Raw genomic sequence first — 15165 nt, 5'->3', positions numbered from 1 at the left:
GACAGTTCAACCTGCCGAGACGTCGATCGCATACGCTCGCAGGTCTTCAAGATCGACGAACTCCAGCGCCGAAATGTGAGTCGACGCCAGCACGATCGCCGGCGCCATGTCGGCGTCGAGCGCTTCCTTCCAACGCTCGACGCACAGGCACCAACGATCGCCGGCGACGAGGCCCGGAAACTGGTACATCTGGTTCGGCGTACTGAGGTCGTTGCCGCGCGACTTCGAGAACGCGAGGAAGTCGTCGTTCACCTCGACGCAGACGAGATGCAGCCCCAAGTCGTCCGGTCCGGTGCGGCAACAACCGTCGCGGTAGAAGCCGGTCATCGGGTCGGTGCAGCAGGTTTGGAGTTCCCCGCCGAGGACGTTTTTGGGCATGCGCATGGCTGAGACTTCGCGGGAGCGTCGGACGATGGAAACGTGCGCCTCAGTTTACCATCGTTGACCACGCTTAGGGAACCGCCGGGCTCCGCGTCTGATGCGTCGTGAAGTAATTAAGTAACCGCCAAGGACGCCAAGAGCGCCAAGGAAATACAAGAAACTAGGAACCGCCGATGGACGCGAATAAACGCAGATGAGGTTGATTTGCGTGCATCGGCGTTCATCTGCGGTTTCACTCTCGCCGCATGCCTTGGCGCTCTTGGCGTCCTTGGCGGTTCAATCTGCTACCGATTGAAGAATTCGTCGAGCGCGCTCACATACTGGAACGTTGGCTTCCAGTTGTGCCCTGCGTCGGGAATCGTGAGGAGCCACTTAGGCTCGTTCGCGGCGGCGTAGAGCTGCTTCGCTTGCTTCACCGGGATGACGCGATCGTTCTCGCCGTGCACGATGAGCGTTGGGCCCTCGTAGCCGCCGATCAGCGCGGCAGAATCGAGCTTGTCGCTCAGCAGCCCGCCAGTGAGCGGGTACTTATGGTTCGCCACGGCCGAGAGCGAGGTGAACGTGCTCTCTAGAATCAAACCATGGGCCCCGTCGTTCGCGGCCAAGTCGACCATCACGCCGCCGCCGAGCGCTTGTCCATAGAGAATGATTTGGTCTTCGGGAACGCCCGCCTTCTGCGAGAGCAGGCGCCGCGCGGCCCGCGCATCGGCGAGCAAGCCTTCGTTACTCGGCTCGCCCTCGCTCTTCCCGTAGCCGCGGTAGTCGAACGCGAGCACGCTCACGCCGAGCCGTTCGGTAAGCAGTCGGTAGAACGGAGCGCGAGTCGCCAGGTTGCCATCGTTGCCGTGGGCATAAAGCACCACGGCTCGCGGATTCGCCACCGGGCAGTACCAAGCGTGAAGTTTCACGCCATCGGCCGATTCAAAGGTGAGGTCTTCCTTCACCAATCCTTGCGGGTTCCAACTCTCGGCATCGTCTGAAGGTTGGTACACGATGCGATCTTCGAGCACCGAGACGCCGGAGTCCTTGATCGTCGCGCAGCCGGTCACGTCGCCGATGATGGCGGTGACGACGAGGCCGTAGATGGCGTAGCGACGCGGCATGGCGTCCTGCAAACGTGGGAGCGGAAGACGAGAATCGGCGGGATGCTACTGAATTGGCGTTGCGGCGTCCATCGCGACCTGCCCTCGCCGGCATTGGGGTGCAATTTTGCACTTCCTCGGTAACGTTGACGGCTTTTGCCCGCTTTTCGCCCCAGAGTCCACTTCGTCTGTCAGGCGGCTGATTGCAATTGCTAGCACTCGGCGTCACACTACAGCCGCTTGCTGGCCGAACTCACCCCCCTGCCCTTCCTTGCAGACGAGTCCCCATGCTCCGCCACGCATTGTTCCCCGTCGAGGCCGCCGCCTACGGCGTCTCTTACGCCTTCCTACAGAATCTCATTCGGACGCCAAAACCGCTCGACCCGGCCTACACCTGGCATGCGATCACCCGCGACATGCCGCGCGGCACCGACTGGATCCGCACGAGCTGGCCGATCAAGCCGCTGCGGAAGCTCGTGATCCACGCCAAGATGAAGCAGGACCACGTCCTGGGAATCTCCGAGCACTACGACGTCTCGAATGATTTCTACAAGCTGTGGCTCGACCGAAAGTACATGTTTTACACATGCGCCGACTTCCACTCGCCGACCGACACGATTGAAGATGCGCAGCAACATAAGGCCGACTTCATCCTGAAGCTGATCGATCCGCAACCGGGCGAAAAGATCATGGAACTTGGCTGCGGCTGGGGGCCGATGCTCAAGCGAATCTACGAAGCGACCGGCGAGCGCGAAAATCTCTACGGTCTGACGCTCTCGAAAGAGCAGAAGGCGTACAACGACGAGCATAATCACTTCAACGTCGATTTCGACAACTTCATCACCCGCGAATACCCGCGCGAATCGTTCGACAAGATCTACTCGATCGGCGCTTGGGAGCACGTGCGCCAGCACGAGATTCCGCAACTGCTCGACAAGCTCTATGCCGCGCTGAAGCCAGGCGGAAGGCTCGTGCAGCATTTCTTCTGTCGGACGAGCGATTCGTACATGGGCCCCGTCGCTTGCTCGCAGATCTATTTCCCCGGCTCGATGGGTTCGTCGTATCGCTACCATGCGAAAGCTTGGGAGAACGCCGGCTTCCGCATCACCCATCGCTCGATCCACGACTACCGCCAAACGTTGCGGGCATGGTTCGATCGCATGGTCGAGCACAAGGAAGAGGCGCTGCGGCTGGTCGACGTGCAGACGTATAACCGCTACCTGACGTTCTTCCCGTCGTCGTGGCGGTACTTCAACGACAACTGGGGAATGGTGACGCGCTGGGTGCTGGAGAAGCCGAAGCGGTAGCGGCATTCTAAAAAAACTAAAATCCTGAGGTTCCCTCCCCCTGGAGGGGAGGGTTAGGGAGGGGGGCGGTAGCGGGTACCAGCGATCCACCCTCTCCCCCGCCCTCCCCTCGAGGGGGAGGGAGACAGAACATTCACAGGCGCAACTCGCTACGCTGGCCAAGCCATCCCCGGTTCCAGCAATCGAGCCCGCGTCAAATCGCGATTCCCTTCCGCCGTTTGCTTCAGCGCAAAATACGCCCGCGCTCGATCCGCAAACGAATCGGCATCGTGCGGATCAACCTCCAGTGCGCTCGTCAAATCGGCCACTGCCTTTTGCGGCCGGCCTGCCGCCATCCAACCACGGGCACGTGCCCGCAGAATCTCGATGTTTCGCGGAGCGCTATGGAGCGCTGCCGTGAGATCGACGATCGCTTCCTGAGCACGCCCTTCCTGCAAGTACGCTTCGCCGCGAGCCCACAGGGCGTCGGGATCGCCGGGATCGATGGCAAGGGCGGCGTTGCTATCGACGCGGGCCTCGTCGAACCGCCGCAGCCGCACCTTCGCCAGCGCACGATGGGCGAGCGACTCCTCATCTCGCGGGTCGACCTCGAGCAACTGGTCGAACAACCGAATCGCATCTTCCGGCCGATCGCGGCGCAGGTGATCCATCGCCAGCGCGAACAGCGCGTCGCCGGCCGCCATCGACTGCACGGCGCGCAGTTGCGAAACATCCTGTCGCCGTTGTCGCGCTCGAAAGCGTTGATAGTCGTCCGCCTCGTCTGCGCCCTCCTGCTGCGGCGCCTCGCTGCGGGGCAACCACGCGCATGGATCGAGGTGATAAAACTCACGCAGCACGGCGTAGAGCTCCGCATGCCGCTCGCGCAGCTGATGCGGTAGCTCGAAAAAGTACTCCGTCGAGACGGCGAAAAACTCCGCCCGGTTCGACGCCCCGTAATGGTCCAGCAGCGTCGCCTCGCCGCGGCGGGCGCTGCCGACGAGCCGCAGATACTCGGCTTCGGTGACGGCGTACCACTGTCGCTCGCGGGCGGCATTCGGGAGCGGCGGCTTGCCGTCGGTGTTGCCGTCGAGTCCGTCGAGGTAATGCGCGAACTCGTGCAGAATGACGTTTCGCCCCGGCGAGTGGCCGGTGAGCTCGTTTCGCACCTCGCCCCACGAAAGGACGACAGGCCCGCGATGCCATGCAATTCCGCTGAGCATTCCCGCGGGCAGGTTTGGATTACGCGAGGTATGCTCGGGCGAGAAGCGAATCGTCCGCGGGTGGATCACCAGCGTGTGAAGGCGATCGAAGAAATAGGGCTCGTCGAATCCGCTCGCCATGACGGCCGCCTGGCCGGCGATCGTCACCGCCATGTCGGGCGTCACCTTGAACTCGCCGGCGCCTGCCCATTCTTTCTCAGGCACCATCACCGCGACGATTTGCCGCACACGCTCCTGATGCGACGCCGGCAGGTAGCGGTAGTGACGCACGCGACGCTGCAGCAACTCTTCCCAATCCTTCGGAAAGGGCTGAGCCAACAAACGACGGCGACGTCGATTCTTCAACCAGTTGAAAATCATGAGTTCACGATAGCGGAATTGTACTCCGCCGACAGCACTGCTGGCGCCGGCCCGGAGAGTGGCGAAGTTCAAAAACTAACCGCCAAGGACGCCAAGAGCGCCAAGGAGGAAAGGCATTTAACCACGAAACACACGAAATCAACGAAAGGGGAAAAGCAGCGCGCAGCACCTAAAAAATCCAACCATTCTCCCCTGCTGCTTCTTTCCTTTCGTGTGTTTCGTGGTTAATCCTCCCCGTATTCCTTGGCGCACTTGGCGTCCTTGGCGGTTTAATCTCCTCGGCACTACGGGCCGCTGTCGGTTGCCAGCGGGCCAAAACGTTAAGTGATCTGGTCGAGATTGTGGCGGAATTCTATAAGTCGCCCGCTTCGTAGCGATTCCCGTTCGCTCGCGGAACAATTTTCCCCCGCCCAAGACCCTGCGATGCCCCACTCCCTCCGACAGTTCGTCGCTGCCTGCGCCCGGCTTAGTTGTCGTTGGGCGGTGATGTTGGCGGCTGGGAGCGGAACGATCGCGGCCTACGCGAGCGGCGGCGAAGACCTCCTCCTGTCTTATCGACGCGACAACGGCGCGAACGCCGCTGGCGCCGCGGAGAATGCGGCGCCCCCAGCCGTTGCTAGCAATGGAACGGGTGCGGAGAATCCGCTTCGTCCTGCAGGGACGCCGCCAATTCAAGAACCCTCGGCCTACCAATTCGGCGACGCAACGCCATCTCCAACGGAGAACGTCGCTGCTAACGCACCCGCGCCGAACGCAACCGATGCGGCGCCGTCGCCCTACGCCGACTTGGCGACGCCGAACACGCCGCCGGCAGCTCCGCAGATCCATCAACTGCCGGGCACGCCGCTCGTCCACGACGACTCCGCACTGCAGCAGGCAAAGCTCGAAGAGCCCGCTGCCCCTACAGCTTCCGCCGAGGCTGCACCGCAAGAACCAGGTCCCGCCGCGCCGCTCGCCTCTGCCGATGCGAAGCCGTTGCCGCTCGGCGAATCGTTCGCTCCCGTTCCCGATGAATCACGCCGCTTGGCGCCCCGCTCGCCCGGCTTCGCGGCCATGGCCGAACAGTCGCCGGGCGCGAGCGGCAGTTTGCGCGATCGCTTGCCGACCTCGTTCTCGCGTTTCGGTTCGCTATCGACAGCCGGCGCCGGACTCGCGATCGTCGTCGGATTGTTCTTCGTCTGCATGTGGCTCTTGCGACGCAGCAGCGGCGCCAAGCCGTCGGGGATGTTGCCGAGCGAAGCCTTCGCTGTGCTCGGCCGTGCTCCCCTCACGCCGCAAAGCTTTGCTCAACTGCTCCGCGTAGGTAACAAACTGGTGCTCGTCGCCGTCTCGGCCGATGGCATTCAGCCGCTCACCGAAGTGATCGATCCGCTCGAAGTCGACCGCCTCACGGGCGTCTGCGCCAGCGGTCGCGGGCACGGACCTGCCGCGGAGTTCCAACAAGTTCTCGCGCAACTCGCTCGCGAACCGGCCCGCGGTTTCCTCGGCGCCGAAGCAGCCAACGGCGGAGGGCGGCGTCGTGCGTAGCCTGCTGCACCATCGCGCTCTGCGTGGTTTCGCCGCAATCGTTGGCGTTGCATTGCTGCTCGTCGTGAGTACGCAGTCAGCCGTTGCCCAAACAGCCGCCGGCCCGTCGATTCTCGGTCCCGCTCTGAATGGTCTCAATGGCCTCGGCGGTCCGCAGCAATGGACCAGCCCGCAGGGAATCGGCTCCTCGCTCCAAGTCATGCTGCTGCTGACAGTCGTCAGTCTCGCTCCGGCGATTCTGCTGATGACGACCAGCTTCGTGCGGATCATCGTCGTCATGGGCTTGTTGCGGCAAGCCCTCGGCACAGCGCAACTGCCGCCGAGCCAAGTGATCACCGCGATCGCCATCTTCATGACGGCGCTCCTCATGGCGCCGACGTGGACGAAAGTTTACGAAAACTCGCTGAAGCCTTACTCGGAAGAGAAGATCAGCCTCGACGAAGCGTGGGAGCGCGGCACCGATCCGGTGCGGCGGTTCATGGCGGAGCAAATTCGCCGTACCGACAACGACGATGATGTGTATCTCTTCTTGAAGTATCTGCCGAGCGAAATCGACCCTGAAACGGGCGAACTCCCGACCAACTACGTTTATTTCGATGCGAAAGCCGATGAACGCAACGTGCCGTTGACGGCCCTGCTGCCGGCGTTCATGCTGAGCGAACTGAAGACGGCGTTTCTCATCGGCTTCCAGATTTACCTGCCGTTCGTGGTGCTCGACATCATCGTGGCGAGCGTCACGATCTCGATGGGCATGCTGATGTTGCCGCCGGTGCTCATTTCCCTGCCGTTCAAGCTGCTGCTGTTCGTGCTAGTCGATGGCTGGCGGCTGGTGGTCGAGATGTTGATGGAAAGCTTTCAGGTGGTCTCTTAGCGAGCGCCGCCCCTCTGCGCGCTGTACGAGCCGAGTAAGAACACATGGATCCGCAAGACGCTGTTGACCTGGGCCGCGAGGCTCTGCTGATCGCCACTCTCGTGTCGGCGCCGATTCTCATCGCCGGCATGGTGGTTGGTTTGGTGATCGGCTTACTGCAGGCGCTCACGCAAATTCAGGAACAGACGGTGGCGTTCGTGCCGAAGCTGCTGGCGATGGTGCTGGCGCTCGTCTTCTCGCTGCCGTGGATTCTCTCGCAGCTGATCGAGTACACCGACGAACTGATCGCCGACATCCCGAACAAGTTGTGACCCCGGTCCCCTCGTTCCCACGCGGAGCGTGGGAACGAGAACCTCGAATCCCTCCGCAGCGTGACGATCCGATGAACATCAACGCTGCCCTCCTCGAACCTTTCCTCGTTCAGCAACTCGGCACGTTTACGCTCGTGCTTGCTCGCGTCGGCGCCCTGATGATGACGGCGCCGATCTTCGGCCCTCGCTCCGCCCCGCTCCAAGCTCGGGCGCTCCTCGCCTTCGCGATGGCAATCATCATCACGCCGCTTCACGCTTCCCAAGCGCCGGTCGACATGCGCAACATCATGGCGTTCAGCCATTTCGTCCTCAACGAGACACTGATCGGCTTGTTGCTCGGCTTGGGGCTGATGATTTTGCTCAGCGGCATCCAACTCACCGGCCAAATCATCAGCCAACTCGGCGGCACGGCCCTTGCCGAAGGGTACGACGTCATGTCGGAAGAAAGCCTGCCGGTCTACTCGCAGCTGTTTTACTTTCTGACGCTGACGATGTTCGTCTTACTTGGCGGCCATCGGCTGCTAATTGAAGCGACGCTCGATACCTACGAATGGCTCCCGCCAGGGCGGGCGATGATTGGCGAATCGTACGTCTCCGCGATGACGACGCTCATGGGGCAGAGCTTCCGCCTCGGCGTCCGCGCGGCGGCGCCGGCGATGGCCGCTTTGCTGCTAGCAACGCTCATCCTCGGCCTCATCGGCCGCACGCTCCCGCAAATCAACATTCTCGTCGTCGGCTTCAGCGTGAACGCCCTCCTCACCGCCGGCGCGGTGCTCGTCTCCATCGGCGCCATTGCCTGGGCCTTCCCGCAACAAGCGGTCGCTTCCGTGGAAATGATGGTCGACGCCGTCCACGCGGCAGCCACTGGAGAATCAGAAGAGAAGGACCCTGAGCCAACCAGCTTCCATACTCCCCCATCCTGAACCCCGAACCCTGAACCCTAACGCCTTCGCATGGCCGACGAATCCGGCGAAAAATCACACGACGCAACGCCCCATCGCCGGCAGCAGGCCCGCGAGCAGGGGCAGGTTGCGTACAGCCAGGATCTCGGTTCCGCTGCACTTCTACTCGTCGGCGTGCTCGTCCTGAGTTATTGGGGCAAGAGCGTCATCGACTACGCGATGCTCTACATGGAGCGTCAACTCAGCACCGGCGGCGGTTCGCTGACGGTCGACGATACCGAACTCATGGTGCAGGGCGAGTCCGTCATGAAGACCTTCGGCCTTGCGATGTTGCCGATCATGGGCGTGATGGCGGTCGCCGGCGCCCTCTCGACGATTTTGCAAATTGGCCTGCTGTTTGTTCCCGACAAAATCCAGCCCGATATCTCGCGGCTCGATCCGCTCGCCGGCTTGAAGCGGATTTTCTCGCTGCAAGGCGTCGTGAAGCTCGGCTTCGGTCTGATCAAGATTCTCATCGTCTGCGCGGTCGCGTGGTCGGTGATTTCAGGGCGTTGGAACGAAATCGTCTACGCGAGCGAACTTGACGTACCCGACCTCGCCCGGCTGCTGATCGACGTCATCTTCGCCACGGCCCTGTGGGTCGGCGCCACGCTCTTCGCGCTCGCGATTCTCGACTACGGCTTCCAACGCTGGAAGCACGAGCAAGACCTGAAGATGACGCACCAAGAAATGCGCGAAGAGATGAAAAACATGCAGGGCGACCCGCAGGTCATCTCGCGTCGCCGCCAGATCCAACGGCAAATGGCGATGGGTCGCGTCGGCGACAAGGTGCCGAAGGCCGACGTCGTGGTGACGAATCCGACGGAACTGGCGATCGCGATTCAGTACGATCCCGAAACAATGCGGGCGCCAATCGTGCTCGCCAAGGGCGCCGGCGTCATCGCTCAGCGGATCCGCAAGCTCGCGCTCGAGAACAACATCCCGGTCGTCGAACGGAAGCCGCTCGCTCAGCTGCTCTACAAAGAGGTCGAGGTGAACCACCCCATTCCCGACCAGAGCTACGGCGCCGTTGCGGAAGTGCTCGCTTACGTTTACCAGCTCAAGGGCAAGAAGATGCCGATGCCGAAGGTTGCGTAGGTTGGGCTTTCAGCCCGAAAGCGCCAAGCGAGACTCGCAACTTCTCGTGTGGGAGGCGTCTCCGACGCCGAAGGCGGTCACCACGACGAGCCGCTGCAGTCGCATCACGCCGCTTCGGGGGCGGAGACCCCTCCCACAATTACTCGTACCCGAACTCGCTGAAGTAACGCGCCCAATCCCGCCGAATCCGCTCGCTCGACTCATCGTCGATCGCATGCCGATTCGTGCGGTAATTCTTCACATCGGCCAGATGGTCGTCGAGCGCTGGTTCAATGCGGGCGAAGTCGCCGAGGTCGAGCCGTTCGTAGATCGAGCGGACCTGCGTTTTCGGATCCTCGACCAACTCTTCGTAACTCAGTTCGACAAGTTGGTTCGGTCCGAGCAACTGGCGGTCTTCGAAGTACGCGTCGTACATCCGTTGGAGCGAGTCGATCACAAAATCGTCGAGCCAGCCTTCGTCGCGAATCGCTTGCAGGCCTTCCTCGGAATTGAGCGAATGCCACAGCCCGAGCGTCGAGCGGAACAGGGCGTACGGATCGCGCGAGATGTGGATGAACTTCGCGTCGGGGAACATCTCCAGCAGCGTCCGCACACGGGCGGTGTGAGCTGGCGACTTGATGACGATGCGCCGGTCGTCGCGTAGCGTTAGTCGTTTGCAGAACTGCAGCAACTCGTGCTTCCACGACTCGCGCTGGGCGGGCGTCAGGTCGCGGAGCGTCAGGTACTCTGGATACGCTTCGCCGCGATTCGGGAACATCGTCGACAAGTACGGAGTTGGCACGCCCAAGCTTTGCAGCGCGAACTCGTCTTCCATTGGCCGATCCCAACCGGCGGCCATATTGTCCATCGGTCGGCGTTCAGGAACGAAGATGCCAATCCACGGCACGACCCTCCGCTCGGTCAGCACAAAATGGTGCGGCGTGAAGCATTGGTAGGTCGTGAAGTAAGTGTGCTGAGGATCGCGGATCATCAGCTCGTGGAGGAACGTCGTCCCCGATCGCCAGTGCCCCAAGATGAACACCGGCGGCTGTTTCAATTCGGTCGCATCAACCTGCCGACCGTAGACGAGGCGATCAACGCCGGCGAGCACCGAATTGATCCCCGTGAACCCAGTGATAGCGCACGTCATTGGAATGCGACTGGGCGAGACAGCGAGCCGATTGCGAGCTAGCTCCCGCAGCCATGTCGATATCCGCATACCATGCCAAAAGCGCGGCATGTACCACGCCATGGGATGCTTGACCGTCCGCTCCGGCGGGGGGACGTTCGGACGCTCGGTAGTGACGCTCATGAAAATCCAGTCTGCGGTCGCCCCCACGCAGGGCACCATAATGGCTCGAGCAGGCTTTCGAGCTGTTCATCGTAACGCGCCGACTCCCCTCCGGCCAATCGGTCGCCCGCAACCCGGCCCCGCAAAAGTGCTGGGAAAAGCGACTCCTGCGCTAGCCGATCGACCGTGCCGGGCGATTCGCGGCGCATTCGTTACAGCCGCGCCATCCCTACAGGAACTCTCCACCCTCCCCGCAGCGGGGAAGGCGGCTCCGATTTCGCTCCAAGAAAACTTTGTCCCTGCGAAGTCGACCGTTAAGATGAGAGGTGGAACAGAGACTGAATCGGCGCAAGGCGTTGGCCTGACGACGGTTCCTTCTCATTGGCTAGAACTGCAGCGACGACTCCTCTGCCGCCATCGCAACCGGTCGGCAATGTCGCTGTCTGGATGCGTACCGTTCGAGATGCCGTCCTGGGCGCCTTTCGGCTGACAACGTCTGTGACTCAACAGCGATCCCGCCAACTCACACGAAGCAACGCAGCGCCTGCCGTCAGGCTGAGGCGTCGTTTCATGCGCGTCTCGCTCTGGACCTGCCTCGGCGTAGCGGCGCTGCATGCTGCGGATCGCGCGGCGTACGGGGCCGATTCGAACGCGGCGTTTTTGAAAGCGCTCCGCGACCGCGGCTGGGATGACACGGCGGTTGAGTATCTCGAATGGGTCGAAGCCTCGCCGCTGGCGACTCCCGAATTTACCGGTAACCTCGCCTTCCAACGGGCGTCGAGCCTCGTCTCTCAGGCGCGGCAATCGCGCGACCGCAGCGAGCGCGAACGGCTACTCAACCAAGCCGCGGCTGACTTCGAAGCGTTCGCCGCTAAGCAGGAAGACCCGCCGCTGGCGATTGACGCCCTTCGTCAAGCCGCCAATATTTACGCCGAACAAGCGCTCGTCGCGATTGCCGAGTCGCGGCAACTCGGCCCCGACGCCAATGCCGAACGCGACGCGCTGGTGGCGAAGGCTGGCACGCTTTTCGGCAAAGCTACAGACGACGTGACGCAGGTCGTCGACGTCACGACGAAAGAGATCGCCGCGCTGCCGAAAGCGGCCGAGATTCAATCCGACCCCGCGGCCAAAGCCAAACGCGACCAACTTCGCGACCGACAAGTTGAAGCCCGCTTCCTCCGGGCACGGCTTGCCTTCGAGGGCGCCGCGACGCTCGATCGCGATTCCGCCGACTTTGCCAAGCAGCTCAACGCCGCTTCGAAACAGTTCGGCGAGCTGATTGAGGAGTACCGCAAGTCGCTTGTCGGCATGTCCAGCCGCTTCTTCCAGGGGCGTTGTGCACAGGAACTCGGCGAGTACGAGAAGGCACTCAGCTGCTACGAAGACATCACTCGCGGCGATGCAACGAGCGCCGAGGCCCGTCGACTTACTGCTCGCGCCCACCGCTACCGCACCGAAACGCTGCTTGAACTCGGCAAGACTGACGAAGCGATCAAGCGTAGCGACGAGTGGCTCCGCCAATCACCTCCCGCGGAACGCCAGCAGCCCGAGTGGATCGAAGCCGGCTACCGTCTGGCCGACGCCCTGCAGGCGAAGATTGCCGAAGGCAAGCTCAGCGACGGCGACGCGAAGAAGATGGAGGCCCACGCCCGCAGCCTCGTCCGCGAGGCGGCATTGCGACCGAACGAATTTCGCCAACAGGCGCAAGTCGCGATGGCGACCGGATCGGCGGGCGGCGCGAGCGGCGGGGATGCGAAGACCTTCGAAGAGGCGTTCACAGCCGGCAAGGCGGCGATCGATCTCTGGAACTCCGCCAACCTCGCCGCGAAGCAAGCCCGCGAGAGCAACCCCGACGCCGCCGGCGGTCTGCTGGAACAAGCCGCGACCAATCGCAACGAAGCGCGGCGGATGCTCGAGAAGGCAGTCTCGCTCGCCGACGCTGAAACGCCGATCGATCAACTCAACACGGTCCGCTACTTTCTCAGCGTCCTCTACTGGGAAGAAAAACAGTATCAGGAGGCCGCCGTGTTGGCGGAGTTCCTGGTGATGCGGTATCCGGAGAGCGACTACGCCGCCAGCGCCGCGAAGGTCGCCTTGGCCGCGTACGAAGCGCTCGCCATGGAAGCGAAATCGGCCGCCGGCAGTCAGGCCGACGCGGTGTCGTACGAAGCGCTGAAGCTCATTCAATTGGCCGAGGTCGTCGCCACCCGCTGGCCCGAGTCGACCGAAGCCTCGTCCGCGACGAACGCCCTCATTCAAACGGCGCTGCGTGAGAATCGACTCGCCGAGGCCGAGGCGTTGCTCGAACGGCTGCCGGCGGAGAGTCGCGGCCCCGCACAGCTGAGCCTTGGCGCCGGCTTGTGGACCCAATATCTCCGCGCGACCTCCGCCAACCGCGAAGCCCCCGCCGCAGAAGTTCTCGCCATCCGCGAGAAAGCCGGCAAGCTACTCGGCGATGGCTACGCGGCCGCGAAGACCAAGGGGGCGCCGAGCGCTTCGTCAGCCGCCGGCATCCTGTACTTGGCACAGTTCCTCCTCGCCAACGGCGACGCCGAGCAAGCGATCGCGGTGCTGGAAGATGCGAACGTGGGTCCGCTCACGCTTCTCGGCAAAGGCGCCGAAGCAGCGAAGAACCCCCAATTCGTGCTGGAAACTTACAAGGCCGCCCTCCGCGCGTACCTCTCCGCCAATCAGCCTGACCGCGACAAGGCGAAGCAGATGATGGAGGCGCTCGACAAAGCGGTCGGCGCCGACGACGCTGGCAAGCTCACCGACGTCTATCTGGGCCTCGGCGTGCAACTGCAACGGCAGATGAAAGAGCTGACCACGATGGGCCAGCCCGACAAGGCCGCGCAAATCGCCACCGCGTTCGGCGACGTGCTCCAACGAATCTCCGCGCGTCCCGACGCCAACGATTGGCGGGTTCGAGGCTGGATCGCACAAACGAACTTGCAACTGGGCCAGGAGCTTACGCGCGATGAGGCGAAGCCGTACCTCGATCGCGCTCGCTCGGCGTTCGAAGCAATGCTAAAAGCGGCGGCCGAGGATCCCAAGTACGCTCCAAGTCCCGCTGCGGTCTTGAGCGTGCGGATGCAGTTGGCCCAGTGCCTGCTCGCCGCGGGGGAACAGACGGCCGCCGTCGAGCAGTTTGGGGCGATCTTGAAAGAGAATCCAAACGTGCTGGACCTCCAGAAGAGCGCCGCCGTGGCGCTGCAGCAACTCGGCGTCCAGAAGCAAGATTTGGCAGCCTTCAATCGCTCGATCCAAGGCGACCTGCCGCAGAAGGATGGCCGCAATCTCATCTGGGGTTGGCAGCGGATCAGTAGCGTCGCGAACGCCGCCCGCATGCAGCAAGCGAAGGTTTCGCCGGTCACCGAAGAATCGCGGCAGCGGACGCTTCGCTTCGAGAACCTGTTTTATGAAGCTCGCTACAACGTCGCGAAGTCACGGTACCTAGCGGGCAAGATCGCCGAGCCAGCCAAACGCCGCGAGCAACTCGAAGCGGCGAAGACGAACATCGAACAGATGGCCAAGCTCTATCCGGGGCTCGGCGGTCCGGCGTGGAAGCCGCTGTTCGATGAACTGCTGAAGCAAGTCAATCAAGAATTAACTGAAAAGCCCACCGAGAAGTCGTGAGCGGTTTGAATTGCCGTTGCAGCGCACCTGCCAAATCACTGAACAGAATAGATCGAGCGAAATCGAAGGTTGCCACTATGCCCAGCGACCAATATCCAACAATGAACCGTCGCCCGCCTCATCGCCTCGCGATTCGCGCGGTCTTGCTGGCCGTTGCACTGCTCACGCTGCCCGTCGCCGCCAACGCCCAAAGCACGATCGATCGCGTCCGTCGTCAGAACGGCGTCGACAGCGGCAAGGTTGTCTCCACAACGCCGCTCGGCGTGACGATCTCCAAAGGGGGCGTTGAATCAACGATTCCCGCCGAGGAGATCGAAGTCGTCACGTTCGCCGGAGAGCCGAGCGAGTTGAACTCAGCCCGCAACGCATTGAATGCCGGCAAGGTGCAGGAGGCGTTCGACATCTTGGCAAAGATCGACGTTGCCGAGATCCAGCGTGATGAAGTCCTCGCTGACGTGGAGTTCTACCGGGCGCTCGCCGCCGCGAAGCTCGCGCTTGCCGGCAAAGGCGAACCCTCGGCCGCCGCGGGCGAAATTCGGACGTTCATGGCGAAGCAAAACAAGAGCTACCACGTCCCGCAAGCGATCGAGACGCTCGGCGATCTGCTGATGGCCGCCGGTGAAACGTCTAACGCCCGCGCCGAATACGCCAAGCTTGCGAAGGCGAAGTCGCCCTACTTCGAATTGAAGAGCGCCTTGCTCGTGGGCCGCACCTACCAAGCGGAAGGCCAAGATGCTCAGGCGCAGGTCGAGTTTGACAAGGTTGCCTCGTCTCCGGAAGACGGCGCGCTTATTGCCCCGCTGAAACTGGCCGCGACGCTCGACCGATCGGTCAGCCAGGCGGCTGCCGGGCAGGTAAAGGAAGCGACCGCCGCCATTGGCAAGATCATCGCCAGCGCCAAGCCCGAGGACGCCACGCTGCTCGCTCGCGCGTACAACGCCCTGGGCGATTGCTACCTCAAGAGCAACGATCCGCGAGCGGCGCTCTTCGCTTTCCTGCACGTCGACTTGCTCTACAGCCAGGATGCGGAGGCGCACGCCAAGGCACTCCACGAACTGACGAAGCTCTGGAAGACCGTTGGCCGCGACGCCCGCGCCCAAGAGGCCCAGCAGAAGCTGGCGGCCGAGTATCCAGGCAGCCGCTGGGCGAAGCAGTAGCGTTATCCCCCAGCCCCGGGGGTCG

The 15165-nt window shown here is 62.6% G+C and carries 13 protein-coding genes; 9 read left to right on the top strand and 4 right to left on the bottom strand.

All coding sequences use genetic code 11. The features are described from left to right. Positions 1-6: 6 nt before the first annotated feature. Positions 7-384: a DUF2237 family protein gene (locus PLANPX_RS18095; protein ID WP_232536167.1), complete on the bottom strand. Its 378-nt coding sequence runs from the start codon at positions 382-384 to the stop codon at positions 7-9. A 281-nt stretch (positions 385-665) separates the two neighbouring features. After that, positions 666-1484: an alpha/beta hydrolase gene (locus PLANPX_RS18090; RefSeq protein WP_152100088.1), complete on the bottom strand. Its 819-nt coding sequence runs from the start codon at positions 1482-1484 to the stop codon at positions 666-668. Between the two features lie 266 nt (positions 1485-1750). Here PLANPX_RS18090 and PLANPX_RS18085 point away from each other — a divergent pair, with 266 nt between their 5' ends. Further along, entirely contained in the window at positions 1751-2770 is a 1020-nt protein-coding gene (locus PLANPX_RS18085) for a class I SAM-dependent methyltransferase (protein ID WP_152100087.1), read from the top strand. 149 nt (positions 2771-2919) lie between these two features. Here the strand turns inward: PLANPX_RS18085 and PLANPX_RS18080 are convergent, their stop codons facing one another. Further along, positions 2920-4329 carry a M90 family metallopeptidase gene (locus tag PLANPX_RS18080; RefSeq protein WP_152100086.1) on the bottom strand — a complete coding sequence of 470 codons (1410 nt, stop codon included), beginning with the start codon at positions 4327-4329 and terminating at the stop codon, positions 2920-2922. Between the two features lie 18 nt (positions 4330-4347). Between PLANPX_RS18080 and PLANPX_RS18075 the strand changes: the two genes are divergently transcribed. The 6 genes from PLANPX_RS18075 (at position 4348) to flhB (ending at position 9077) form a co-directional block, all read left to right on the top strand. Then, the gene (locus PLANPX_RS18075; protein WP_152100085.1) at positions 4348-4557 is read left to right on the top strand and encodes a hypothetical protein; all 210 of its coding nucleotides are present in this window, start codon (positions 4348-4350) and stop codon (positions 4555-4557) included. 195 nt (positions 4558-4752) lie between these two features. Continuing rightward, complete coding sequence (locus PLANPX_RS18070; protein WP_152100084.1) at positions 4753-5856, top strand: FliO/MopB family protein; 1104 nt, start codon at positions 4753-4755, stop codon at positions 5854-5856. Positions 5857-5965: 109 nt separating this feature from the next. Beyond that, entirely contained in the window at positions 5966-6727 is a 762-nt protein-coding gene (gene fliP, locus PLANPX_RS18065) for a flagellar type III secretion system pore protein FliP (protein WP_232536430.1), read from the top strand. Between the two features lie 44 nt (positions 6728-6771). Further along, entirely contained in the window at positions 6772-7038 is a 267-nt protein-coding gene (fliQ, locus tag PLANPX_RS18060; RefSeq protein WP_152100083.1) for a flagellar biosynthesis protein FliQ, read from the top strand. A 71-nt stretch (positions 7039-7109) separates the two neighbouring features. Continuing rightward, positions 7110-7961, top strand: coding sequence for a flagellar biosynthetic protein FliR (locus tag PLANPX_RS18055; protein WP_152100082.1), 852 nt, complete (start codon positions 7110-7112; stop codon positions 7959-7961). A gap of 30 nt (positions 7962-7991) precedes the next feature. Beyond that, positions 7992-9077, top strand: a complete 1086-nt coding sequence (flhB, locus tag PLANPX_RS18050) for a flagellar biosynthesis protein FlhB (protein WP_152100081.1) — start codon at positions 7992-7994, stop codon at positions 9075-9077. Positions 9078-9216: 139 nt separating this feature from the next. Here the strand turns inward: flhB and PLANPX_RS18045 are convergent, their stop codons facing one another. Next, a complete protein-coding gene (locus tag PLANPX_RS18045) occupies positions 9217-10368 on the bottom strand; it encodes a sulfotransferase family protein (protein WP_172992152.1) in 1152 nt (383 codons plus the stop codon). Between the two features lie 549 nt (positions 10369-10917). Here PLANPX_RS18045 and PLANPX_RS18040 point away from each other — a divergent pair. Together PLANPX_RS18040 and PLANPX_RS18035 are read left to right on the top strand one after the other, a co-directional pair. After that, complete coding sequence (locus PLANPX_RS18040) at positions 10918-13983, top strand: hypothetical protein (RefSeq protein WP_152100079.1); 3066 nt, start codon at positions 10918-10920, stop codon at positions 13981-13983. A 77-nt stretch (positions 13984-14060) separates the two neighbouring features. After that, positions 14061-15140 carry a tetratricopeptide repeat protein gene (locus PLANPX_RS18035; RefSeq protein ID WP_152100078.1) on the top strand — a complete coding sequence of 360 codons (1080 nt, stop codon included), beginning with the start codon at positions 14061-14063 and terminating at the stop codon, positions 15138-15140. Positions 15141-15165 lie beyond the last annotated feature (25 nt).

Source organism: Lacipirellula parvula (assembly GCF_009177095.1).
Taxonomy (GTDB): domain Bacteria; phylum Planctomycetota; class Planctomycetia; order Pirellulales; family Lacipirellulaceae; genus Lacipirellula; species Lacipirellula parvula.
The sequence above is the reverse complement of the archived record's forward strand: the minus strand, read 5'-3'. Positions and strand labels throughout refer to the sequence as shown.